The following is a 22,954-nucleotide window of genomic DNA, read 5'->3' as shown; positions in this document are numbered from 1 at the left end:
CATCATCCTTTACTATCTTTTTTCGGGTCCCATAAATACGATTTCGTATGTTCGAGCCAAGCTCTGGCCGCAAAGGGCAAGTAACGGTCCTTTCTCCAAATAATGGCGAGGTGCCAAGGGATGACCGGATCGACAAGCGGAATGACTTTCACTTTTTCAGGGTCAAGGCCGCGGCAGATCCGTTCCGGCAGAAGCCCGATCCCAAGGTTGGCTGATACCATCTCACTAATAAAATCCCATTGTGATGTTTCATAAATGATATGGGGCCGGAACCCAGCCTTGATACATTCCGTCATAATTCGGTTGTGCAGGACAAAATCCTCTCTGAAGAAAATAAAAGGCTCGTCCTTCAACTCACGCAGCTGACATTCTTTCTCATCAGCCAGCCGGTGGGAAGGGTGAACGACAAGCATTAAGGTTTCTTTTACGATTGTAAACGAATGAAAGGTATCTTCGTTTGCGGGAAGGACCACAACGCCGATATCAAGAGAGCCGTCCCCGACACCTTCTTGGACTTTTATAGAACCGTCTTCGACTAGCTGAAAGGTGACATTCGGATAGTTTTCACGGAAATCGCCGAGCACTCTCGGGAAAAACCCCGATCCGATCATCGGCGGCAGTCCAATCCGTACGTGCCCTTTCTTGACTTCCATAATATCATTTAATTCTGACGTCAGGTTTTGAAATGATTTAATGATTTCCTGCGCCTGCACATACATGCTATGACCGGCATCAGTCAGTTCCACCTGCCTGCCGTTTCGGTAAAACAGTTCAATTCCGAGCTCTTCTTCTAAATTTTTGATCATTTTTGATATCGTCGGCTGAGAAACATAAAGGGATTGGGAAGCCTTCGTAAAACTTTTTAAACGGGCGACTTCCAAGAAATATGTTAAATGGCGGATATCCATGTGCTTCACCCTTTCTATAGACAAAAGGAATACTTCTTATTCTTAATATATATTTTACCTATAGCGAGACCTTATGTACAATAAGTATATAAGGGAGGCATCAATATGAAAAAACTGTTGCTAACCGTTATTCAAATCGCTCTGTTATTTATATTTGCTCGGCTGATTAATTGGGTGACAGCCCTTCTTCATATAAATATTCCCGGCAGTATAATAGGGATTGTGATTCTTTTCACATTATTGCACTTTAACATTATCAAGCTTGAATGGATCGAGCTTGGTGCAGCGTGGCTTCTCGGGGAGCTGCTTTTATTTTTTATCCCGTCTGCCGTCGGAGTGATTGAATACGGAGACATTATGTCGAAATTTGGTGTCAGCATTCTGCTTGTTGTCATCATCAGCACGTTTGTCGTGATGGTGTCTACAGGAACGCTTACACAACTCATCGCAAAGAGAAAGGAGAAAAAGTATACGTGTTCATCGGAATTGTAAGTTTGTTTTTAACGGTTTTGGTGTATTTAGGAGCAAAAAAGGTATATCAACGCTTTCCGCGTGTTTATACGTCGCCGCTATTGGTGACGCCCGCTGTGTTAGTCGGTCTGCTGCTGCTGGTGAATGTCCCGTACGAGTCCTATAATCTCGGCGGCGGATTGCTGACCGATATGCTACAGCCGGCCACCGTGGCATTCGCGATCCCGTTATATAAATATTTCCCTGTTTTAAAGAAATACGCAGTGGAAATTATTTTGAATGTGGCCGTCGGTTCATGCATCGCGATTATTTCTACCGCTCTTATTGCGAAATGGCTTCACCTCGGCACCGGCTTAATTGACAGCCTCGTCCCGAGATCAGTGACAACGCCGATCGCGATGAACGTATCTGAAATGATCGGCGGAATGCCTGCCGTCACAGCCGTGTTTGTGATTTTAACCGCTTTGCTCGGCACAGTGATCGGCCCGATGGTCATCCGCTATTTCCGTATTGATAACGAAATCGCGCGGGGCGTGCTGCTTGGCACAAGCGCGCACGGAGCGGGAACGTCAAAGGCATTTGAGCTTAGCTCTGTGTCCGGCACGATTTCCAGTGTGTCGATGATCTTAGCTGCGATTATGACGCTTTGCGCGGCGCCGTTTTTACTTTCATTTATGTAAAAAACTGTCCTCTCGAGGGCAGTTTTTTTATGTGCTTCCCCTTATTGAAAAGCTGGCGAATTCCAATATAATGTATTTGTGGATACCAAAGGAGGCACCCTGATGCACAACTTGCAGGTGAGGCGGCATTACGCCGCGTTAAAAGGATTTTATTTGTTTGCTTTTCTCGGTACGGGCAGCATAATTCCCTTACTCAGTATGTATTTAACGAAGGAACAGCATTTAAGCGGATCACAGGTCGGCTTGATCATGTCGCTGGGCCCGATTGTGATGATTTTCTTTCAGCCGTTTTGGGGCATGCTGAGCGACTATACGCAAAAAACGAAAGGCCTGCTGGCGGTTTGCACATCAATCACAGGCATCATTGGATTAGCCTATATTGCATTTGACAGTTTCCCTCTGTTTATTTTGATTGCGGCCTGTTTTGCAGCCTTTCAAAGCACGATTATTCCACTTTCGGACAGCATTTCACTAAGGTACACACAAGAAACAAACGGCAACTACGGCGGAATCCGCCTGTTTGGTTCTCTCGGCTTCGGTGTCGCGGTGTTTGCCATGGGACAGGTGACGAACCAGCTGTACCCCATTCACGTGATCTTTATCTTTGGCTGTGCCTTTCTGTGCATTGCTGCCATATTAGCTTCACAAATGCCCGGCCAGCAGAAAACAACAACAAAGGTCAATATCCGCAAAGGATTCCGGGAGCTTATCAGCAACAAAACTTTCCTCATCTTTATGATCATCACCTTTACGACATTTGCTCCAAACTTAGCGAACAATACGTATTTCAGTCTTTTTCTGGACAAAAGTGGCGCATCTCTTTCCGCTATTGGCATTTTATTTTTCATTGGTGTCATTTCAGAAATTCCATTTATGCGATTCGCCCAAACATTTATAGATAAAATGGGGCTGCTCAACGTCATTATGCTGTCAGGCGGGGTTTCATTATTTAGGTGGGCACTCTATTTCACGGCGCCTTCATTATGGATCATTTATGCGACAGTCTTTCTTCAGGGAGTGGCCATCGGTTTATTTATCCCGGCGGCGCTTCGATATGTGAAAAAGATTACCCCAAGACACGTTGAAGCGACGGCACTGACCATGTACGCCGCCATCGGCAATGGATTCGGCAACTGGTTCTGCACATTTGCAGGCGGGTACATTTTTGACTACGTGTCGATCTTCGCAGTCTACTTGCTTTTTGGCATTCTGAGCATAGCAGGCTTTGGCCTGACATTATATTTAATGAAGGCTGAAAAAAACAAAAATACACTTCATCAGCCGGCTGTTACTTTTAAACCATAATGACTATAATGAACAAAAGAAAGGATGTGCGTTATGAACGGGCAAGAGCGAAACAGCATTTCGAAAGGGTTGCAGGTTGATATTGTATTGAAAGCAGATCAAAAAACAGGAAAACTGACGAGAGGGACAGTGAAGGATATTTTGACGAAATCAAGCTTTCATCCGCATGGCATTAAAGTCCGTCTTGAAGATGGCCGCATCGGCCGCGTCCAGCAGATCATTTCTACATAAAAAAAGCTGCCCCTGAACAGGGCAGCTTTTTCATTATTTTTTCTGCAGAAGGACCACTTTCAGGTAGTTGCCTTCCGGAAATGCCGAAATCGTTTTGAAATCCTCCGGCAGCGTAAATTCCTCAATGATGGTGTAGCGTTCGTTTGTTTCTTTAAATGCGGCATCGATAAAGCCTTTGAATTTCTTCATGCCAAAGGCGCTGCTGTTTGTAGAGGCAACAATGACACCCTTGTCAGCAGTGATGGCAATCGTTTCCTTCAGCAGGTTTTTATAATCCTTGGCCGCGCTGAAGGTGCGTTTTTTTGTGCGCGCAAAGGAAGGCGGATCGAGAATAATCAGATCAAAGCGCAAATCCTTTTTTGCAGCATATGAAAAATAGTTAAACACGTCCATCACTTTAATGTCGTGCGCTTCGTAATCCAGTTTGTTCACGCTGAATTGCTCGATCGTTTTGGCCAGGCTTCGGTTTGCCACGTCGACGCTTGTTGTTTTCTCTGCTCCGCCAAGCGCCGCCGCCACGGAGAATGCACCCGTATAAGAAAACGTATTTAAAACGGTTTTCCCTTTTGCATAGCGGTCTCTGATCGCCTTGCGCACATGTCTCTGATCCAAAAAGATGCCCGTCATGGCGCCTTCATTCAGATCCACCGCGTATTGAATGCCATTCTCCTGGATGATGATCGGGAACTCGCCCCTTCTCCCTTTCACGAAGTCATCATCTTCAACGTATTGTCCAGCTGTGTCGAAGCGTTTCTTCTCGTAAATCGCTTTATAATCAAGATCCATCTCATCCAATGCGGAAATCAGCATGTCTTTAAAGGTGTAAATTCCCTTGCTGTACCATTGAATCAGCAGGTAGCCGTCATAATAGTCGATGGTGACGCCGCCGACACCGTCGCCCTCACCGTTGAACAGGCGGAAAGCTGTTGTATCTTGAGCCTCAAATAGTTTGGCGCGCGCTTGGGCCGCTTTTGTTAATTTGGTGAGAAAAAATGCCTGGTCAACCTGTTCATGTTTATTGCGGGTAAGCGTCCAGCCGACCCCTTTGTTTTGCAGGCCGTAATAGCCCCGCGCGAGAAACTCGCCGCTCTCAGACACGATATCAACGAGGTCTCCTTCTTTCATGTGCCCCGCACTCCCTGCGAGAGCTTCTTTTTCAATAAGGGGATAGCCTTTTTTTATTTTGGCAGCGTGTGCTTTTTTTAGGGTGAGTAGCTTCATATATGTCGTCCTCTTTCTGTTTGCTTTCTCTTATCGTACCACAAAACGCCAAGATGTCTGCATTGACAGAAAGGAAAGGTTTTTCTACGATAGACAAAAAGAGTTACGAGGAGGAGCAGCATGCCAAAACGAATTGACCATACAGGCATCATGGTAAGAGATATTAACGCGTCCATCACATTTTATGAAGAGGTACTCGGCATGAAATTGAAGGATCGCATCACACACACGAACGGTGTAATCGAGCTTGCTTTTCTCGGCTTTGAAGACGGCCCGGAAACAGAAATCGAACTGATTCAAGGCTACAGCAGCGAGCTTCCCGCTGAAGGAAAAGTGCACCACATTGCCCTGCTGACTGATGACATCGCGGCTGAATATACAAAAGCGGAAAGAATGAACGCGAAATTTATTGACGAGGAGATCACAACACTTCCAAACGGATACCGTTATTTCTATATCGAAGGTCCTGACGGTGAGTGGATTGAGTTCTTTCAGCGATAAAAATAAAGAACGTACATTTTGTGATGTACGTTTAGATTGTTGATAAAATCATAAAATGGTTTTCATTTTATGATTTTGTCATCTATTCAGCGTGATTGAAAACCCTTGAAGTCTAGGAAGGACGAGCACCGACGCGCAGGCCTGACAACGAATGCGAGGGTTTGTCGACACGCTGAACGTACATTTTGTGATGTACGTTCTTTTTTTATCTATACCAACTGATATACGTTGACTCATCGCAAATCATAGCTTCCCAGCCCATACGTTCAACCAATTCATGGATGTTTTCATCTTTGGCTAAAAAGACATTAATGAATGAGTCATATACACTCATAAACACAAAGTCCATTTTCTCATCAGTCAAAACGAGCTCTGCTGCGGCTTCATCAAGAACCGTCCGCAAGTTGGCCTCAGTTATGTCCAAAACGCCGCGGTTTTCCACAATCGGTTCTGCGTAATAAAACCGATTGGATCCGTTCACACCTAACACCTTTACCAAACTCGGAATATGAAAATTTGAAATATGATCCTCACTGGGATAATAAGAGGTCTCCATTTATGTTTTCATGTAACACCTCAGCCAAATCCTCTCTTGCGCACTCGTCCCTTACAGCGCCTATCGACGTCATTAAAGCCAGCGCCAGCTCAGCATGTGTTTGAAAGCCGCAAGAAGACATAACCTTCTTCCAGGAAACAGCCTTGCCTTTTCCTCTTATTTCATCATCGTTTGGATAAATATGCTCATAATCATTTTTTCTTTTTCCTTTCTCCCATCCTTCAGGCATTTGGATAAAAGGAGAAAAGATAATAGCGGTAGATGAGTATTCAACTGGTACTTGTTGTAAGATCGGTGATTCGTCATCTAACCATATATAATCTAGCATGCGCACCCCCTTTACATATTCTAACATTTCCCTTTCATTTGAAAGAAGATGATCAGCCTATGACAGGCTGATCATCTATCACATCACATTTTTATCCCCAGATTCAACCGCACTCTCTTCCCGCCATTTTTGATGATCCCATATTCTGAAAAACGGATAGTAGATGGCACAGGTGATCAGCAGATTCACCAGCTGCATAACGGCGCCCGACACCTTTCCGCCTGTCGCCAGGTAACCTGATATGAGCGGCGGCATCGTCCATGGCACCGCGATTCCGGCCGGTCTTGCCACCAGCCCGGTGCTCATGCCGATATAAGTCGCGGTAATCGTGAGGAGCGGTGCGATGATAAATGGGACAATAAGGAGCGGATTCATGACAATTGGCATGCCGAAAATGATCGGCTCGTTGATATTAAATAGCGCAGGGCCGATTCCTAATCGTCCAAGCTGCTTCATTTGTTTGCTCCGGGAGCGCACAAGCATCGTCAGGACAAGCGCCAGCGTCGCCCCGCTCCCGCCGACATTGATCCAAATTTGAAAGAACTGAGTCGTAAAAATACTCGGCAGCGCCTCGCCCGCTTGGAAGGCAAGACGGTTGGCATCCATCGCGCCATACCAAATCGGCGCCATGATTCCGCCAATGATGGAAGCCCCGTGAATCCCGCACGACCAAAGCAGCATCTGCACAAATTCAGCGATCAGGCTTCCGCCGAGACTGCCGCCAAGGATGGAAAGCGGTGTGCCAAGCAGGTCTCCTACGACATTGTGCAGACTCTGAAAAGGTGTCATTTCAATCAGAAGGCGCGCCAGCCACACAAGAAACACAATGATAAAGCCGGGAATCAGCGCGACAAACGATTTGCTTACCGCAGGCGGCACACCGTCTGGCATTTTGAAGACGATATTTTTTTGAATAATGTACCGATAGATTTCGGTTGAAAACAAGGCGATCAGCATGGCGACAAATAAGCCCTTGCTGCCGAGCAGCGTGATCGGGATTCCGCCCTCTACCATGATGGGTTCCGTTGAGCCACCCGGTGTAAACGGCACCTCAAACGGCGTTGCCAGCAGAAATGCGGCAATTGAAATCGCTCCGGCAGAAAGGGCATCGACACCATAGCTTTCTGCCAGCCGATAGGCGATCCCAAAAGCGGCAATCATCGCCATAATATCAAACGAAGCGTTAACAGGATATCCGAGCTTATCAGCCCACTCTTTCCCAAACACACTCGCCATGAAATCAGCATACCCCGGAATCGGCAGGCTCGTTAAAATCAAGAAGACAGACCCGATAATAATCAGCGGCATGGTCAGGATAATTCCGTCACGCAAAGCGCTGAGATGCCGCTGCCCGGCAATTTTCCCGGCGACAGGCATTATTTTTTCCTCCATCACCCGAGTGAATGTGCTCATCTTAAAAGCCCCCTTTTCTCATTGCTTTGTGAACAACCTCCGCAATGTTTTCTTTATCTTATTTTGAAAACGCTTACAAATTCATTCGGAAAATTTCCTCTTCATGCGGAAAAAATCTGCATTTTGCTAAACAACCCTGCCCATGAAAAATTTTTTCCTTCTTACTATCAATCTCTCTTTTTTTCTCCGATATATATATCAAACATCATAGAAAAAGGAGATGAATCATGAAAAACATGTCTTGCAAACTTGTTGTATCAGTCACTCTGTTTTTCAGTTTTCTCACCATAGGCCCTCTCGCTCATGCGCAAAACAACAGTGAGAAAGAGGTTATTGTGGTTTATAAAAACAAGGCCGGAAAGGAAACCATCCTGGACAGTGATGCTGATGTTGAACAGCAGTATAAGCATCTTCCCGCGGTAGCGGTCACAGCAGACCAGGAGACAGTAAAAGAATTAAAGCAGGATCCTGATATTTTGTATGTAGAAAACAACGTATCATTTACCGCAGCAGACAGTACGGATTTCAAAGTGCTGTCAGACGGCACTGACACCTCTGACAACTTTGAGCAATGGAACCTTGAGCCCATTCAGGTGAAACAGGCTTGGAAGGCAGGACTGACAGGTAAAAATATCAAAATTGCCGTCATTGACAGCGGGATCTCCCCCCACGATGACCTGTCGATTGCCGGCGGGTATTCAGCTGTCAGTTATACCTCTTCTTACAAAGATGATAACGGCCACGGAACACATGTCGCAGGGATTATCGGAGCCAAGCATAACGGCTACGGAATTGACGGCATCGCACCGGAAGCACAAATATACGCGGTTAAAGCGCTTGATCAGAACGGCTCGGGGGATCTTCAAAGCCTTCTCCAAGGAATTGACTGGTCGATCGCAAACAGGATGGACATCGTCAATATGAGCCTTGGCACGACGTCAGACAGCAAAATACTTCATGAGGCCGTGAACAAAGCATATGAACAAGGCGTTCTGCTTGTTGCCGCAAGCGGTAACGACGGAAACGGCAAGCCAGTGAATTATCCGGCGGCATACAGCAGTGTCGTTGCGGTTTCAGCAACAAACGAAAAAAATCAGCTTGCCCCCTTTTCAACAACTGGAGATGAAGTTGAATTTTCAGCACCGGGGACAAACATCACAAGCACTTACTTAAACCAGTATTATGCAACGGGAAGCGGAACATCCCAAGCGACACCGCACGCCGCTGCCATGTTTGCCTTGTTAAAACAGCGTGATCCTGCCGAGACGAACGTCCAGCTTCGCGAGGAAATGCGGAGAAATATCGTTGATCTTGGTACCGCAGGCCGTGATCAGCAATTTGGCTACGGCTTAATCCAATATAAAGCACAGGCAACAGATTCAGCGTACGCGGCAGCAGAGCAAGCGGTGAAAAAAGCGGAACAAACAAAAGCACAAATCGATATCAACAAAGCGCAAGAACTCGTCAGCCAGCTGCCGGGCTCCGACGCCAAAACTGCCCTGCAAAAAAGACTGGATAAAGTACAGTCATACAGAAATGTAAAAGATGCGAAAGACAAAGTCGCAAAGGCAGAAAAATATAAAACACAGCAAACCGTTGATACAGCACAAACTGCCGTCAACAAGCTGTCGAACGGAACAGACAAAAAGAACCTTCAAAAACGCTTAGACCAAGTAAAACGCTACATCGCGTCAAAGCAAGCGAAAGACAAAGTTGCGAAAGCGGAAAAAAGCAAAAAGAAAACAGATGTGGACAACGCACAATCAGCAATTGGCAAGCTGCCGGCAAGTTCAGAAAAAACGTCCCTGCAGAAACGCCTTAACAAAGTGAAGAGCACCAATTTGAAGACGGCACAGCAATCCGTATCTGCCGCTGAAAAGAAATCAACTGATGCAAATGCGGCAAAAGCACAATCAGCCGTCAATCAGCTTCAAGCAGGCAAGGACAAAACGGCATTGCAAAAACGGTTAGACAAAGTGAAGAAAAAGGTGGCGGCGGCTGAAGCAAAAAAAGTCGAAACTGCCAAGGCAAAAGTGAAGAAAGCGGAAAAAGACAAAACAAAGAAATCAAAGACATCCGCTCAGTCTGCAGTGAATCAATTAAAAGCATCCAATGAAAAAACAAAGCTGCAAAAACGGCTGAACGCCGTCAAACCGAAAAAGTAACCAAAAACCTTTAAGACTTGCATTCCAGGTCTTAAAGGTTTTTTACATTCTAAGAACATCGCACACAACCTTTTTCCCATCTATTGTACAGGCTTTTCATACTATTGCTATACAGCCATGAACAGCATAAAATGAACGTTATTACAGTTATCACCACATATGGCGGGATTGTGACTGGGCAGGCAGGCAAGACCCAATGATGCAAAGGGAGTATTAGTGCCTAAAAAGCAGGGCATTTTAACTCTTCTTTTCGTGTTGGGCTCATAACGGCGCCTTGGACAACCCCTATTCTCATGCTCCGTCGTTGACGCGGGCATTTTTGTCATTTTCAGCCGGTATTTCTCACTTTTTTCATTTTGATTGTCAACTTTTCATTTGATACGATGAACAAGCCGACTTTTCTTCAGCAAAGGAGGTTTTGATTGCTTGCATAAAGAGATTGCAAAAGAATTACTGCTGCTCGCAGGAGGAAAAAACAATATTATCAGCATCAGCCATTGTACGACCCGTCTTCGTTTTGATGTAAAGGACGAGACGAAAATTGATATACATGCCATTGAGAATCTGCAAGGTGTGCAGGGTACCTTTTTCCGCTATGGCCTTTTCCAGATTATCTTCGGAGCAGGCGTCGTCAACAAAATATATAAAGAAGTCGTTCATGTATGGGAGACCGCGCCTTCAGAAGAGCCTGTCCACCAGAAAAAAGCCAGCCGGAAGCTAAACCCTGCCGCAGCTTTTGCAAAAACACTGTCCGATATTTTTGTGCCGATTATTCCGGCAATAACAGCAAGCGGCCTGCTTATGGGGCTGATCGGCATGATTAAGGTGTTTCATTGGTTCGCTGCCGGCAGCCCATGGATTAAAATGCTCGACCTCGTGTCCAGCACAGCCTTTATTTTACTGCCAATTTTAGTTGGCTTCAGTGCCGCACGGCAATTTGGCAGCAACCCATACCTAGGGGCAGTGATTGCAGGGCTTTTGACGCATCCTGATCTGCTGGACCCGTCTATGCTCGGCAGCAAAACCCCGTCTTCTTTAGACATATGGGGGCTTCATATCCCAATGATGGGCTATCAGGGTTCCATGATACCGATTCTTCTTTCCGTTTTTGTCATGAGCAAAATTGAGAAGCTATTAAAATCGATTGTGCCGAAGTCGCTTGATGTCGTGATCATTCCCTTTATTACGGTCATGGTGACAGGATGCCTCGCGCTGATTGTGATGAATCCCGCCGCGTCCATCATCGGCCAGATCATGACACAATCGATCGTCTTTATTTATGATCACGCCGGCATTGCCGCCGGAGCCCTTTTCGGCGGCATCTACTCTACCATTGTCCTATCTGGATTGCATCATAGCTTTTATGCAATTGAGGCAACGCTGCTTGCTAATCCGCATGTCGGTGTCAACTTTTTAGTGCCGATATGGTCGATGGCGAATGTGGCCCAAGGCGGAGCGGGGCTTGCGGTATTCCTCAAAACGAAACAATCAAGCCTGAAGAAAATTGCGCTCCCCGCTTCTCTGACCGCGTTTTTAGGCATTGTTGAGCCGATTGTATTCGGGGTAAATCTCAAACTGATCCGTCCCTTTATCGGAGCAGCCATCGGCGGTGCTATTGGCGGAGCATACGTGGTTGCGGTACAAGTTGTGGCAAATTCATACGGGCTGACAGGCATTCCGATGATTTCAATTGTGCTGCCGTTTGGCGCCGCGAATTTTGTTCATTATATGATCGGTTTCTTGATCGCAGCCGTCTCTGCTTTTATAGCTACATTGTTTCTCGGGTTTAAAGAAGAGACAGAATAACTGGATTTATTCGATTTCATTCATAAAACGGGGGATGAAAGGACAAAAAAGCTATGAAAATTAAAAGAATCTTAAATCATAATGCTATCGTCGTAAAGGATCAAAATGAAGAGAAGATTCTCTTGGGTGCAGGAATTGCGTTTAACAAAAAGAAGAATGACATTGTCGATCCGTCAAAAATAGAAAAAACCTTTATCAGAAAAGATACACCTGACTATAAGCAGTTCGAAGAGATTTTAGAAACATTGCCTGAAGACCACATTCAGATTTCTGAGCAAATTATCTCTCATGCCGAAAAAGAGCTGAACATCAAAATCAACGAGCGCATTCATGTCGCTTTTTCAGACCATCTTTCTTTTGCAATCGAACGCCTGAGCAATGGGATGGTTATCAAAAATCCGCTGCTGAATGAAATCAAAGTCCTTTATCCAAAGGAGTTCCAGATCGGCTTATGGGCCAGAGCCCTGATTAAAGATAAACTGGGGATTCACATTCCTGATGATGAAATCGGCAATATCGCCATGCATATCCACACAGCAAGAAACAATGCTGGCGATATGACACAAACGCTTGATATTACAACCATGATCCGTGATATTATCGAGATTATCGAAATTCAACTGTCTATTAATATCGTTGAAGATACCATCTCTTATGAACGGCTCGTGACCCATCTCCGCTTTGCCATTCAGCATATCAAAGCAGGCGAATCCATTTACGAGCTGGACGCAGAAATGATCGACATCATTAAAGAGAAGTTTAAGGATGCCTTCCTGTGTGCCCTAAGCATCGGCACCTTTGTGAAGAAGGAATACGGCTTTGAGTTTCCTGAAAAAGAATTGTGCTACATCGCCATGCATATTCAGCGGTTCTACCAACGGTCAGTCGCACGCTGAGGCAAACAAAAAACGCTTTTGATCATCTCAAAAGCGTTTTTTTATACCTGTATTATTGGTTGATCGCCGGGTTGCTGATCGTATTCCACTTCGTATACGACATGTAATGGAAATACTGATCGCGATATGGGTGTTTCGTATTAGAATTCCAAGGCTTTTCACCGCCGCAGAAGTGGACGACTGCCGGGTTTTGTCTCGCTTCGTTGTAAAGCTTCCGCCCTAACAGAGTCGGTGGGGTTTTCAGCTTTAACATGATATAGGTTTGAGCGTTCCAGCGCGGATGAAGTTCATACCACTGATCATACAAGATCGCATTCAGTGCATCTTGGTCATGCAGCACAAGAAAGTCTTCGTCTGGGTGTTCATTGATAAAGTTGATGACTTTTTCTGTGATGTTTTGCTTTCTCCAAGAGTCAAAATCAATAATCATGATACCTGAGTTAAAATACTTCCCTGTATCAGTGACGTTCATTTCTTTCAGGCGTTCATGCTGCCCCGCATCCTCAACAGCGGCTACGGTGTATGGCGCAATGTCTAAGTCCCATAGCTTAGAAATATCCTCTAGGACAAGCGCATCACAATCGATGTAAATCATTCGTTTGATGCTTTCATCCTTAATTAAGTCAGGAATCGAAATGCGGTAATACGCGGCTTTTGTAATATGGCTGCTCTCTACCGCATGTTCATACATTTTGGTATCCACTTCTAAAAACTCAATCGGCACTCCGAATTTCAAAGTGGTTTCTTCCAGTCTTTTTTTGTTATCAGGCTTAATTCCGCCATCAATGACGTATAATTTTGCCTCTCTCTCCTGATCCATGTTAGTCAATAAAGAAACGAACATCCCACCTAAATGACGAGCATAATTATCATCTGCGCATGATACGATATGCATGATTTCATCTTTCCTCAATGGTATTCATCTCCCTTTTTGTTGTACAAGTTACATACCCTTTTTCAAAAAAATAAACACGTTCTCCGACATTTTTTTAAACAGAATGTGTGATACAACAAAAAAGGTGTCATTTTTTGAAGATGCGATAAAGCCAATAAAGAATGAAAAAGCTTGCGATTGTGATGGCTTCAGCCGAGACGATATACCACGGCCATGGCCCGAGAACATCTAAGAGAGAGGATCCGCCCGGTTTTTTCGTCAAATACATATAATTCGCGCCAAGCCAGCGATCAATCAGGAAAATACAGACGCCGTACACATTAACAAGCAGGACTGTCACCCATAACGAGCGCTGGCCCATTCTGTAGGTACCAATCACAGCCATCAGAAGACAGGATAAAAACACAGACCCGTGAGAAATAAAAAAGAGGATATATCGGATATGCGGAAATGAAAACATACCAAGGTCAGGAGTGGCAAGAGCCTGAATCGAACTGCCGATGCCGACAAAAAACAAAAACACAAACAGCTTTCTGCTTTTTGTCACTAACATAATAGCTGACAAATACACCGACAGGTCACTAAGCTGGAGAGGCAATGAAGTGCGCACCGACCACCTGCCCGTGGCGACCATCCATATTTGATAGCCGATTTGCGAACCAAGCAAAAGAAACACAAACAGAGAACGCAAAAACCGGCTGGCCCTCGGCTGCTTGACCCCATCTTGGAACAAAAACAACAGAATGGCCAAAAGGGCGATAATCGCTAACGTCACTACATGCTCTGTCGAAAACAGATGAAACGGATCATGCTTATAGACGGATTGAACATATTTTTGCAAGATTGCACCCCGTTTGCGGTTTTTTGTTTATTTTGGCGTTGTTTGGGCTTTTTTTATTCAACCGATATATGGGCTTGAAGTTCACACCAGACTCTGTTAAAATTCGTTTCATAGCTAATGATTCTGATAATTTAAGGCAGGCCTAAAAAATGGAACGTTCACATCAACATCAGCAGCTTCGGAAGGAAGAACACGATACACTTTCTAAGCTCAAACAAATGCCCGTCGAGTCACTCAACCTGGAAGCCATTTCGATCGCTACGAATCTGTATCGGTCTGCACAAAGGCTCCGTGTCAAAATGGAGACTGAGGTTCTTTCTTCCTATAACCTTTCTTGGACCGCTTTCTCCATTCTTTATGATCTATGGGTATGGGGAGCGCTCGAAACGAGAAAAATCGCTGAGCTGTCAGGGATATCTACAGCTACAGCAAGCAACGTGATCAAAACGCTCGAAAAAAAGAGTTTTTGCCGTAAAAGCATGGACACAAGAGATCGGCGACTCGTGTTTGTCTCTATCACAGATTCCGGCAAACAAGCGATCGAAGAACTCTACCCGGAGTTTCACAAAGGGGAAACAGAGCTCATCGCAGGAATGACGAAGGACGAACAGAAAATATTGACAGGGCTGCTTAGAAAGGTAGCTGACAATCTTCATACAACATAAGCTTTGACGGGAATCCAGTAGCGGTTTGTCTCCCTGTTTCAGAGAGCCGGCGGAAGGTGCGAGCCGGCACACAGCAAACGTGAATTACCTCCCCGAGCTTTCTTTGTGAACCTTAAAAGTAGCAAAGAACGGGAAACCGTTATTCGAATGAGCGGAAGACGATGTCTTCAACCAGGGTGGTACCGCGTGCATTGAGCCACGTCCCTTATCGGGATGGGCTCTTTTTGTGTTTGAAAAAAAGGAGGAAGAGTGATGAAAACATTTGAGCAGCTCACAGCGTCACAGCAAAAAGAGGTAGAAAGACAGCTTCAGCTATACATGATAGGCGCCCACGAAGTCATACCGCCGGAGGAATTAAAGGCAAAGCTCGTGAAATCAATTTCCACGGGCACGCCGCTTAAAATTAAGCTCGGATTAGATCCGTCTGCACCGGATGTACATTTGGGCCATACGGTTGTGTTAAATAAGCTTCGCCAATTTCAAGAAAACGGCCACATTGTCCAGCTGTTAATTGGGGATTTCACAGGAAAAATTGGTGATCCGACCGGAAAATCGGCAGCCAGAAAGCAACTGACTAATGAAGAAGTTCAGCACAATGCCAAAACCTACTTTGAGCAATTCGGAAAAGTGCTTGATCCAGAAAAAGTCGAGCTTCACTACAACTCGAAATGGCTGAAAACATTGAATCTGGAAGATGTCATTGAATTAGCAGGGAAAATAACGGTAGCCCGCCTGATGGAGCGCGACGATTTTGAAGAACGCATCGCCATGCAAAAATCAATCTCACTGCATGAATTCTTTTACCCATTGATGCAGGGATATGATTCTGTCGTTCTCGAAAGTGATATTGAATTAGGCGGAACGGATCAGCATTTCAATGTCCTCATGGGACGGCATTTTCAAGAACGATACAACAAAGAAAAACAAGTCGTCATCCTTATGCCGCTCTTGGAAGGCTTGGATGGCGTCGAGAAAATGTCGAAGTCGAAACACAACTACATTGGCATTAACGAACATCCAAACGACATGTACGGAAAAACGATGTCACTGCCCGACAGCCTGATGAAAAAATACATCCACTTGGCGACAGACTTAGAGCTTGAAGAGAAAAAACAGCTCGTAAAAGACTTAGAAACCGGCGCCGTTCATCCGCGTGATGCTAAAATGCTTTTAGCCAAAACAATCGTCCGAATGTATCACGGAGAGAAAGCAGCAGAAGCTGCCGAACACTCGTTTAAAACAGTCTTTCAGGAAAACAGCCTGCCGGAAGATATACCGGCCGTAAACTGGAAAGGCGAAAAAACGATAGCGATGATTGATCTGCTCGTCAAGCTAAAGCTCCTCTCTTCGAAGAGCGAGGCGCGCCGCATGATTCAAAACGGCGGTGTACGCATCGACGGAGAGAAAATAACAGATGTTCACGCCAAAGCAGAGATAAGAGAGAATATGATCATCCAAGTCGGCAAACGCAAGTTTTTAAAGCTCCAATAGTCTGATATTCCGAAACGCTTATGACCCTTCATTCATAAGCGTTTTTTGCAGGTATAAAGCACTGTCTTTTCAAAAACGCTCTTCATCTTGCAGGAAACTCCTTTAGCATCCCGAAATATTCCCCAACCATACATTTAGGGGAGGTTTATTTTTGATGAAAAAGCTTTTGACTGTCATGACGATGGCTGTTTTAACTGCCGGCACACTGCTCTTGCCGGCACAGAGTGTCACCCCTGCCGCACACGCTGTACAAATATCAAATAGCGAGCGCGAGCTTCCATTCAAAGCAAAACATGCGTACTCTACCATTTCTCAGCTAAGTGAAGCAATCGGCCCCAGAATAGCTGGAACTGCAGCTGAAAAAAAGAGTGCCCTATTGATCGCCTCATCCTTGAGAAAATTAAAGCTTGATGTGAAGGTTCAACGATTCAACATTCCTGACCGGCTTGAGGGAACACTGTCTTCAGCAGGACGCGATATTCTTCTCCAAGCGGCGTCCGGTTCAGCTCCGACTAAAGAACAAGGGCTGACGGCCCCGCTTTACAATGCGGGATTGGGCTATCAAAAGGACTTTACCGCTGACGCCAAGGGCAAAATCGCCTTAATTTCCAGAGGAGACCTGACTTATTACGAGAAAGCCAAAAATGCCGAAGCCGCCGGAGCGAAAGCTGTCATCATTTATAACAACAAAGAAAGCCTCGTGCCTATGACGCCAAACCTGTCGGGAAATAAAGTCGGCATTCCGGTCGTCGGCATTAAGAAAGAAGACGGCGAAGCGCTTACCCAGCAAAAAGAAGCCACCTTAAAACTAAAAGCATTCACAGACCAAACCTCCCAGAATATCATCGGAATCAAAAAACCAAAGAACATCAAACATCCAGACATTGTGTACGTGACGGCCCATTACGACAGTGTTCCTTTTTCGCCCGGAGCAAATGACAACGGCTCAGGAACCTCTGTTATGCTGGAGATGGCGCGTGTCTTAAAAAGCGTTCCATCTGATAAAGAAATCCGCTTTATCGCTTTCGGCGCCGAAGAGCTCGGCCTGCTCGGTTCCTCTCACTATGTAGATCATCTATCGGAAAAAGAGCTGAAACGAAGCGAAGTGAACTTCAACTTAGATATGGTAGGCACAAGCTGGGAAAAAGCGTCTGAGCTGTATGTCAACACATTGGACGGCCAATCTAACTATGTTTGGGAATCCAGCCATACGGCTGCTGAAAAAATTGGGTTTGACAGCCTGTCTCTGACACAGGGAGGATCATCTGATCATGTGCCATTCCACGAAGCCGGCATTGATTCCGCCAACTTTATTTGGGGAGACCCGGAAACAGAAGAAATTGAGCCATGGTATCATACCCCCGAAGACTCGATCGAACATATCAGCAAAGAACGCCTCCAGCAAGCAGGCGATCTTGTGACAGCCGCTGTCTATCAGGCTGTGAAAAAAGAGAAGAAACAAAAAGCCATTAAAAAACAAATGAAGGCCAAAGCCTCCGACATTTATGAAGATATCAAATAAAGAAGACGGCACTTTGCTGCCGTCTTTTCTAATCCACTTCTTTCTTAATCCCCAGCATTTTCTCATCTAAATAATGGGCGATCTCCGCAGCTTCCTTCAGCTCATCTGTTAATTGCTTAGGAACGTCATTGTTCAATTTATAGTAAATTTTATGTTCAAGGCTCGCCCAGAAATCCATCGCAATCGTTCGGATTTGAATTTCTGCTTTGACGTATTCCACACGGTTCGTTAAATTCACAGGCATCTCAATGATTAAATGCAGGCTTCGGTAGCCGTTCGGTTTTGGGGTCTGGATATAATCCTTCACCTTTACGATTCTCAAATCTTCATGCTGCTTTAACACGTTAACAACATTGTAAATATCAGAAATAAAGGAACAAATGATACGCACACCGGCGATATCGTTGATATGCTCCTTCATTTCCTTCGTCGTAATCTCACAGCCCTTTCTCATTAACTTATTCACGATGCTTTCAAAGCTTTTGACACGGGATTTTGTATGTTCAATCGGGTTGTGTCCGTGAATGAGGTTATACTCCTGGCTGATAATTGAGAACTTTGTATCAAGCGCATCTAGCGCAAATTTATAAACTAATAATTCATTTTTCCAATCTTCCATTACTGTTTTTAAATCGTCCATATGTGTTACAGATAAATCCATTTTCGTCATCTCCTTTAACGGAACTTTATCCGCTGTCCATGTACTAGACGTCCCTGTCTGCTGCAAGGTTCTATGAATTTTTTTACAAAATGCGGTCGATTGTAACAAAAAAAGACCGCACGAAACGAGCGGTCTTTTTTATTATCGGAAATAGCTGATCAATAATCCGATCGAGAGCAGGAATCCGAAAAATGTATTTGTTTGGGCTGTTGATTTCATTGCGACAATCATATTCATCGGCATTTCTTTTTGGACGAAGCCCTTCACTGCCTGAACCGGCTTAGGCACGCTCAAAAAGACGACAAACAGCCATGGGCTTGCGGCACCGGTAATAACCAAGCCGACAACCCAGATATAAGCGACAGCAAACGACGCAGCTAACAGAGTAACAGCTCCCTTATGCCCCATCAAAATCGCCAATGTTTTGCGGCCGCCTTTTTTGTCCTCTTCAATATCACGAATGTTGTTCGACAGGTTAATCGCGCCGACAAGAATCGCAATCGGGATGGAAATCAAAATGCTTTGCGTGTTGATCATATCTGTCTGAATGAAAAATGAAATCAGCACAAACACCGAACCCATGCAAATGCCTGAGAATAATTCACCGAACGGCGTGTACGCAATCGGCAGCGGCCCGCCTGTATACAGGTAGCCGATCGCCATGCCAACGAGGCCGATCAAAGCGAGCCACCAGCTGCTGCTCGCACAAATATAGACACCGAGCAAAATGGCAATCCCGTATGAGGCAAGAGCTAATTGCAAAATCGTTTTAGGCTTCATTCCGTGGCGTACAATTGCCCCTCCGATTCCGACTGATTCTGCTGTATCTAACCCGCGTTTAAAATCATAATATTCATTAAATAAGTTCGTCGCGATCTGGATCCATAGGCAAGAAAACAGCATAGCCAAAAACAGCAGCAGATCAACCTTCACATAAAACATCGCCAAAACGGTTCCGAGCAGCACAGGCACAAACGATGCGGTTAACGTATGAGGACGGGTTAACTGCCAAAGGATCTGCCCCATGCTTTCTTTTTGCGGCGCTGTCTGACCCTCACCCTTATTTGTTTGATTCATCTTCCTCTTCCTTTCTATTAAAAGGCTTACTTTTTTTCAGCCGGCAGCTTGTTAAAAACTCCTTTTTTTGCTTCCTTATCTATCATAATGACTTCTCCCCTATTTCACAAGATACCGCAAGAAGGCGTTTTCTTTCTTATTATACGCTTCCGCCCCGATTTCATTAGGTTTCTGCTTTCACTTGAACGAACAGGTACAGAAAAATTTTTTTAAGTACATTACACTTTTTAAAAGTTAAAAAGATCTTTTGACTCCAGGTATCTTTTCCTTTATTATGAATCAGCTCGAAACATTCCATTCTTGCCCTTGCAGGTATAAAGATTCATTTTCAAAAACATACGCCGATATATTAATTTGAGGGAGATTAGGGAAAAAATGAAACTTTTTGAGCATCTGATCGTCAAATACTCATGTGATTGTCGAAAAAACGGGAAGGGAATTTTTGATATGCTGCAATTAATGAAACAGCTGTATGAAAAACCCGCTGTCAAGTGGACATGTCATACAGGCTTTTATTTGATGATACTGCTTGTTTTGTTTTTTATGTATGGTTTTCACACCGCGAATACCGGTTCATATATTTATAACGATTTCTAATTGGAGAGAGAATAACTATGAAACTTTTACATGCTATTCAAACACATGCGGAAACTTATCCGCAAACCGATGCCTTCCGCTCTCAAGGCCAGTCGCTCACGTATCAGGAATTATGGGAGCAGTCTGACCGCGCGGCTGCCGCGATCCAAAAACGCATTTCTGGGGAAAAGAAATCTCCTATCCTTGTGTACGGCCACATGGAGCCGCACATGATCGTTTCCTTCTTGGGAAGTGTCAAAGCGGGACATCCTTATATTCCGGTTGACCTGTCCATTCCGTCCGAACGGATTGCGAAAATTATCGAAAGCTCTGGAGCAGAATTGCTGATCCATGCAGCAGGACTCTCAATTGATGCAGTCGGCCAGCAGATTCAGACAGTTTCTGCGGAAGAACTGCTAGAAAACGAAGGCAGCTCTGTCAGCCAAGATCAATGGGTCAAAGAACACGAAACGTTTTATATCATTTACACTTCCGGAAGCACAGGAAATCCGAAAGGCGTGCAGATTTCCGCTGCGAACCTTCAAAGCTTCACAGACTGGATTTGTGCAGACTTTCCAGTCAGCGGAGGAAAAATATTTTTAAACCAAGCACCGTTCTCATTTGATTTGTCTGTCATGGACCTATATCCGTGCCTTCAATCAGGCGGGACTTTACATTGCGTGACAAAGGATGCTGTGAACAAGCCGAAAGTCTTATTTGAAGAGCTGAAGAAGTCCGGGCTGAATGTGTGGACATCAACGCCTTCCTTTGTGCAAATGTGCCTGATGGATCCGGGTTTTTCACAGGATCTGCTGCCTCATGCGGACACATTTATGTTTTGCGGAGAGGTTCTTCCGGTTTCTGTGGCAAAAGCGCTGCTTGAGCGTTTTCCGAAAGCGAAGATTTTTAATACGTACGGCCCGACTGAAGCGACAGTGGCTGTCACATCGGTTGAAATTACGGATGACGTCATCAGCCGCAGCGAATCGCTTCCAGTGGGCTTCGCCAAACCAGATATGAATATTTTCATTATGGATGAAGAGGGACAGCCGCTTCCTGATGGAGAAAAAGGAGAAATCGTCATTGCAGGGCCGAGTGTAAGCCGAGGCTACCTTGGTGAGCCAGAGCTGACGGAAAAAGCGTTTTTCTCCCATGAAGGCCAGTGGGCATACCGAACTGGCGATGCCGGCTTTATTCAAGACGGTCAGATTTTCTGCCAGGGACGTTTGGATTTTCAGATTAAACTTCACGGCTATCGAATGGAGCTGGAGGAAATCGAGTTCCATGTCAGACAGTCACAGTACGTTCGCTCTGCTGTCGTGATTCCTTATCAGCCAAACGGAACAGTTGAGTACCTGATCGCTGCTATTGTGCCTGAGGAGCATGAGTTCGAGAAGGAATTCCAGCTGACAAGCGCTATTAAAAAAGAGCTTGCCGCTTCTCTTCCGGCATATATGATCCCAAGAAAATTTATCTATCAGGATCACATTCAAATGACGGCTAACGGCAAAATTGACCGAAAACGCATTGGCGAAGAGGTTCTTGTATGACGCCTTACAGCTCGTTTTTATTCTTTATACTGCTTGGCATTCTTCTTCTGCCGACGATCATTCTCGGCTTAAACGGAAAAAGATTTCAAGCATACAACATGTTCATATCTATCATTATATTGGCTTTAATTTTTTCGCACGACTTACACGGGGTCATCGCGCTGTGCCTGTTTACAATATGGCAGGTGCTCCTGATCAGCGGCTATCTGGCATACCGGCAGAAAGCGAACAGCGGCTTTGTCTTTTGCGGAGCTGTTATCGCGTCTATTCTGCCTTTATTTCTGTCAAAAATATGGCCGTTTCTTTCACACCCGCAGCCGCATCATCCGCCGCATAACCTGATCAGCTTTTTAGGTATTTCATATTTAACCTTTAAAGGCGTTCAGCTGATTATGGAAGCAAGAGACGGACTGCTGAAAGAACAGCTGCCATTGCACCGCCTGCTGTATTTCATCCTGTTTTTCCCGACGATTTCCTCCGGCCCGATCGACAGATACCGCCGGTTCGTCAAGGATGAACAGAAGGCTTGGACGAAAGAAGAATACGCCGACCTGCTGTATACGGGAATCCATAAAATCTTCATCGGTTTCCTGTATAAATTTATTATCGGCTACGCGATCAATACGTACTTCATCATGAATCTTCCCGCAATCACGCACAATAAGATTCTTGGGAACCTGCTGTACATGTACGGCTACAGCATGTATTTATTCTTTGATTTCGCCGGCTACACGATGTTTGCCGTCGGGGTCAGCTACATTATGGGCATTAAATCACCAGAAAACTTTAATAAACCATTTATCAGTAAAAATATTAAAGATTTCTGGAATCGCTGGCATATGTCTCTGTCATTTTGGTTCAGAGATTATGTGTTTATGAGATTCGTATTTTGGATGACTAAGAAAAAGTGGATCAAAAACCGTATGGCCGTCTCAAACATCGGGTATTTCCTGCTGTTTATGCTGATGGGGGTTTGGCACGGGCTCGCGCCGCAATATATCATTTACGGCCTCTATCATGCCGTTCTGATGACGTGTTACAACTTTTTCGAGAAGTGGAATAAGAAATATAAATGGCTGCCGTCCAACCGCTGGACAACCATTCTCGCGATTGTGATCACATTCCATTTCGTTTGCTTCGGGTTTTATATTTTCTCAGGAAAACCATTTCATCACCACCATTAAAGGAGATTAGA

The 22,954-nt window shown here is 45.0% G+C and carries 22 protein-coding genes, 1 pseudogene and 1 other annotated feature; of the genes and pseudogenes, 14 read left to right on the top strand and 9 right to left on the bottom strand.

All coding sequences use genetic code 11. From position 1 onward, the window contains the following. Positions 1-2 precede the first annotated feature (2 nt). A complete protein-coding gene (gene cidR, locus ACQVGT_RS01475) occupies positions 3-908 on the bottom strand; it encodes a cidABC operon transcriptional activator CidR (protein WP_015483874.1) in 906 nt (301 codons plus the stop codon). Positions 909-1,013: 105 nt separating this feature from the next. On the opposite strand from cidR, the gene ACQVGT_RS01470 reads away from it, so the two are divergent. The 4 genes from ACQVGT_RS01470 to ACQVGT_RS01455 all read left to right on the top strand — a co-directional run bounded on the left by ACQVGT_RS01470 (position 1,014) and on the right by ACQVGT_RS01455 (position 3,595). Beyond that, positions 1,014-1,400, top strand: coding sequence for a CidA/LrgA family holin-like protein (locus ACQVGT_RS01470; RefSeq protein ID WP_015385002.1), 387 nt, complete (start codon positions 1,014-1,016; stop codon positions 1,398-1,400). Then, a complete protein-coding gene (locus ACQVGT_RS01465) occupies positions 1,382-2,059 on the top strand; it encodes a CidB/LrgB family autolysis modulator (RefSeq protein ID WP_003227371.1) in 678 nt (225 codons plus the stop codon). Before ACQVGT_RS01470 ends, ACQVGT_RS01465 begins: the two co-directional genes overlap by 19 nt. A 102-nt stretch (positions 2,060-2,161) precedes the next feature. Beyond that, on the top strand, positions 2,162-3,364 hold the full coding sequence (locus ACQVGT_RS01460; RefSeq protein WP_015483875.1) for an MFS transporter: 1,203 nt from the start codon (positions 2,162-2,164) through the stop codon (positions 3,362-3,364). Positions 3,365-3,397: 33 nt separating this feature from the next. Beyond that, positions 3,398-3,595, top strand: a complete 198-nt coding sequence (locus ACQVGT_RS01455) for a YwbE family protein (RefSeq protein WP_015385004.1) — start codon at positions 3,398-3,400, stop codon at positions 3,593-3,595. Positions 3,596-3,628: 33 nt separating this feature from the next. Here the strand turns inward: ACQVGT_RS01455 and ACQVGT_RS01450 are convergent, their stop codons facing one another. Next, positions 3,629-4,816 carry a class I SAM-dependent rRNA methyltransferase gene (locus tag ACQVGT_RS01450; protein ID WP_015385005.1) on the bottom strand — a complete coding sequence of 396 codons (1,188 nt, stop codon included), beginning with the start codon at positions 4,814-4,816 and terminating at the stop codon, positions 3,629-3,631. Between the two features lie 120 nt (positions 4,817-4,936). Between ACQVGT_RS01450 and glxA the strand changes: the two genes are divergently transcribed. Next, positions 4,937-5,317, top strand: a complete 381-nt coding sequence (gene glxA, locus ACQVGT_RS01445; protein ID WP_015385006.1) for a glyoxalase GlxA — start codon at positions 4,937-4,939, stop codon at positions 5,315-5,317. A 205-nt stretch (positions 5,318-5,522) separates the two neighbouring features. Here the strand turns inward: glxA and ACQVGT_RS01440 are convergent. Both ACQVGT_RS01440 and celB read right to left on the bottom strand, forming a co-directional pair. Beyond that, positions 5,523-6,201 (bottom strand): annotated as a pseudogene (locus ACQVGT_RS01440) (DUF2711 domain-containing protein). 78 nt (positions 6,202-6,279) lie between these two features. After that, positions 6,280-7,614 carry a PTS cellobiose transporter subunit IIC gene (gene celB / locus ACQVGT_RS01435; protein WP_046340285.1) on the bottom strand — a complete coding sequence of 445 codons (1,335 nt, stop codon included), beginning with the start codon at positions 7,612-7,614 and terminating at the stop codon, positions 6,280-6,282. A gap of 227 nt (positions 7,615-7,841) precedes the next feature. Between celB and epr the strand changes: the two genes are divergently transcribed. From epr to sacY, 3 genes are all read left to right on the top strand, one after another. Beyond that, positions 7,842-9,779, top strand: a complete 1,938-nt coding sequence (epr, locus tag ACQVGT_RS01430; RefSeq protein WP_015385011.1) for a minor protease Epr — start codon at positions 7,842-7,844, stop codon at positions 9,777-9,779. A 426-nt stretch (positions 9,780-10,205) separates the two neighbouring features. Further along, complete coding sequence (gene sacX / locus ACQVGT_RS01425) at positions 10,206-11,585, top strand: SacY negative regulator SacX (protein ID WP_015385012.1); 1,380 nt, start codon at positions 10,206-10,208, stop codon at positions 11,583-11,585. Positions 11,586-11,638: 53 nt separating this feature from the next. Beyond that, complete coding sequence (sacY, locus tag ACQVGT_RS01420; RefSeq protein WP_003244589.1) at positions 11,639-12,481, top strand: transcription antiterminator SacY; 843 nt, start codon at positions 11,639-11,641, stop codon at positions 12,479-12,481. 52 nt (positions 12,482-12,533) lie between these two features. Here sacY and ACQVGT_RS01415 read toward each other — a convergent pair whose 3' ends face one another. Beyond that, complete coding sequence (locus ACQVGT_RS01415; protein ID WP_015483878.1) at positions 12,534-13,394, bottom strand: glycosyltransferase family 8 protein; 861 nt, start codon at positions 13,392-13,394, stop codon at positions 12,534-12,536. Between the two features lie 109 nt (positions 13,395-13,503). Beyond that, positions 13,504-14,217, bottom strand: a complete 714-nt coding sequence (locus ACQVGT_RS01410) for a YwaF family protein (protein WP_015483879.1) — start codon at positions 14,215-14,217, stop codon at positions 13,504-13,506. A 149-nt stretch (positions 14,218-14,366) separates the two neighbouring features. On the opposite strand from ACQVGT_RS01410, the gene ywaE reads away from it, so the two are divergent. From ywaE to ywaD, 3 genes are all read left to right on the top strand, one after another. Next, complete coding sequence (gene ywaE / locus ACQVGT_RS01405; RefSeq protein WP_015385015.1) at positions 14,367-14,882, top strand: tyrZ transcriptional regulator YwaE; 516 nt, start codon at positions 14,367-14,369, stop codon at positions 14,880-14,882. Beyond that, positions 14,877-15,091 (top strand) — a binding site (T-box leader). (Overlaps the previous gene by 6 nt.) 40 nt (positions 15,092-15,131) lie before the next feature. Continuing rightward, complete coding sequence (tyrS, locus tag ACQVGT_RS01400; RefSeq protein WP_080030703.1) at positions 15,132-16,373, top strand: tyrosine--tRNA ligase; 1,242 nt, start codon at positions 15,132-15,134, stop codon at positions 16,371-16,373. Positions 16,374-16,527: 154 nt separating this feature from the next. Further along, positions 16,528-17,895 (top strand): aminopeptidase YwaD, encoded by a 1,368-nt coding sequence (gene ywaD / locus ACQVGT_RS01395; RefSeq protein ID WP_015483881.1) that lies wholly within the window; start codon positions 16,528-16,530, stop codon positions 17,893-17,895. A 28-nt stretch (positions 17,896-17,923) separates the two neighbouring features. Here the strand turns inward: ywaD and ywaC are convergent, their stop codons facing one another. The 3 genes from ywaC to ACQVGT_RS01380 form a co-directional block, all read right to left on the bottom strand. Further along, positions 17,924-18,556, bottom strand: coding sequence for a GTP pyrophosphokinase YwaC (gene ywaC / locus ACQVGT_RS01390; RefSeq protein WP_003222250.1), 633 nt, complete (start codon positions 18,554-18,556; stop codon positions 17,924-17,926). Positions 18,557-18,697: 141 nt separating this feature from the next. After that, positions 18,698-19,633, bottom strand: coding sequence for a 1,4-dihydroxy-2-naphthoate polyprenyltransferase (locus tag ACQVGT_RS01385; RefSeq protein ID WP_015250916.1), 936 nt, complete (start codon positions 19,631-19,633; stop codon positions 18,698-18,700). Between the two features lie 163 nt (positions 19,634-19,796). Continuing rightward, the gene (locus ACQVGT_RS01380; RefSeq protein ID WP_003227332.1) at positions 19,797-19,931 is read right to left on the bottom strand and encodes a hypothetical protein; all 135 of its coding nucleotides are present in this window, start codon (positions 19,929-19,931) and stop codon (positions 19,797-19,799) included. Between the two features lie 149 nt (positions 19,932-20,080). On the opposite strand from ACQVGT_RS01380, the gene ACQVGT_RS01375 reads away from it, so the two are divergent. From ACQVGT_RS01375 to dltB, 3 genes are read left to right on the top strand one after another with little or no spacing between them, the layout of a single operon-like run. Further along, entirely contained in the window at positions 20,081-20,230 is a 150-nt protein-coding gene (locus ACQVGT_RS01375; RefSeq protein ID WP_003227330.1) for a teichoic acid D-Ala incorporation-associated protein DltX, read from the top strand. A 17-nt stretch (positions 20,231-20,247) separates the two neighbouring features. Further along, entirely contained in the window at positions 20,248-21,759 is a 1,512-nt protein-coding gene (gene dltA / locus ACQVGT_RS01370) for a D-alanine--poly(phosphoribitol) ligase subunit DltA (RefSeq protein WP_015385018.1), read from the top strand. Beyond that, the gene (gene dltB / locus ACQVGT_RS01365; protein WP_003227327.1) at positions 21,756-22,943 is read left to right on the top strand and encodes a D-alanyl-lipoteichoic acid biosynthesis protein DltB; all 1,188 of its coding nucleotides are present in this window, start codon (positions 21,756-21,758) and stop codon (positions 22,941-22,943) included. Before dltA ends, dltB begins: the two co-directional genes overlap by 4 nt. The last annotated feature ends 11 nt before the right edge of the window (positions 22,944-22,954 follow it).

Source organism: Bacillus sp. SCT118, assembly GCF_058566435.1.
Note: the sequence above shows the minus strand (reverse complement) of the source record. Positions and strands in the feature narration are given on the sequence as shown.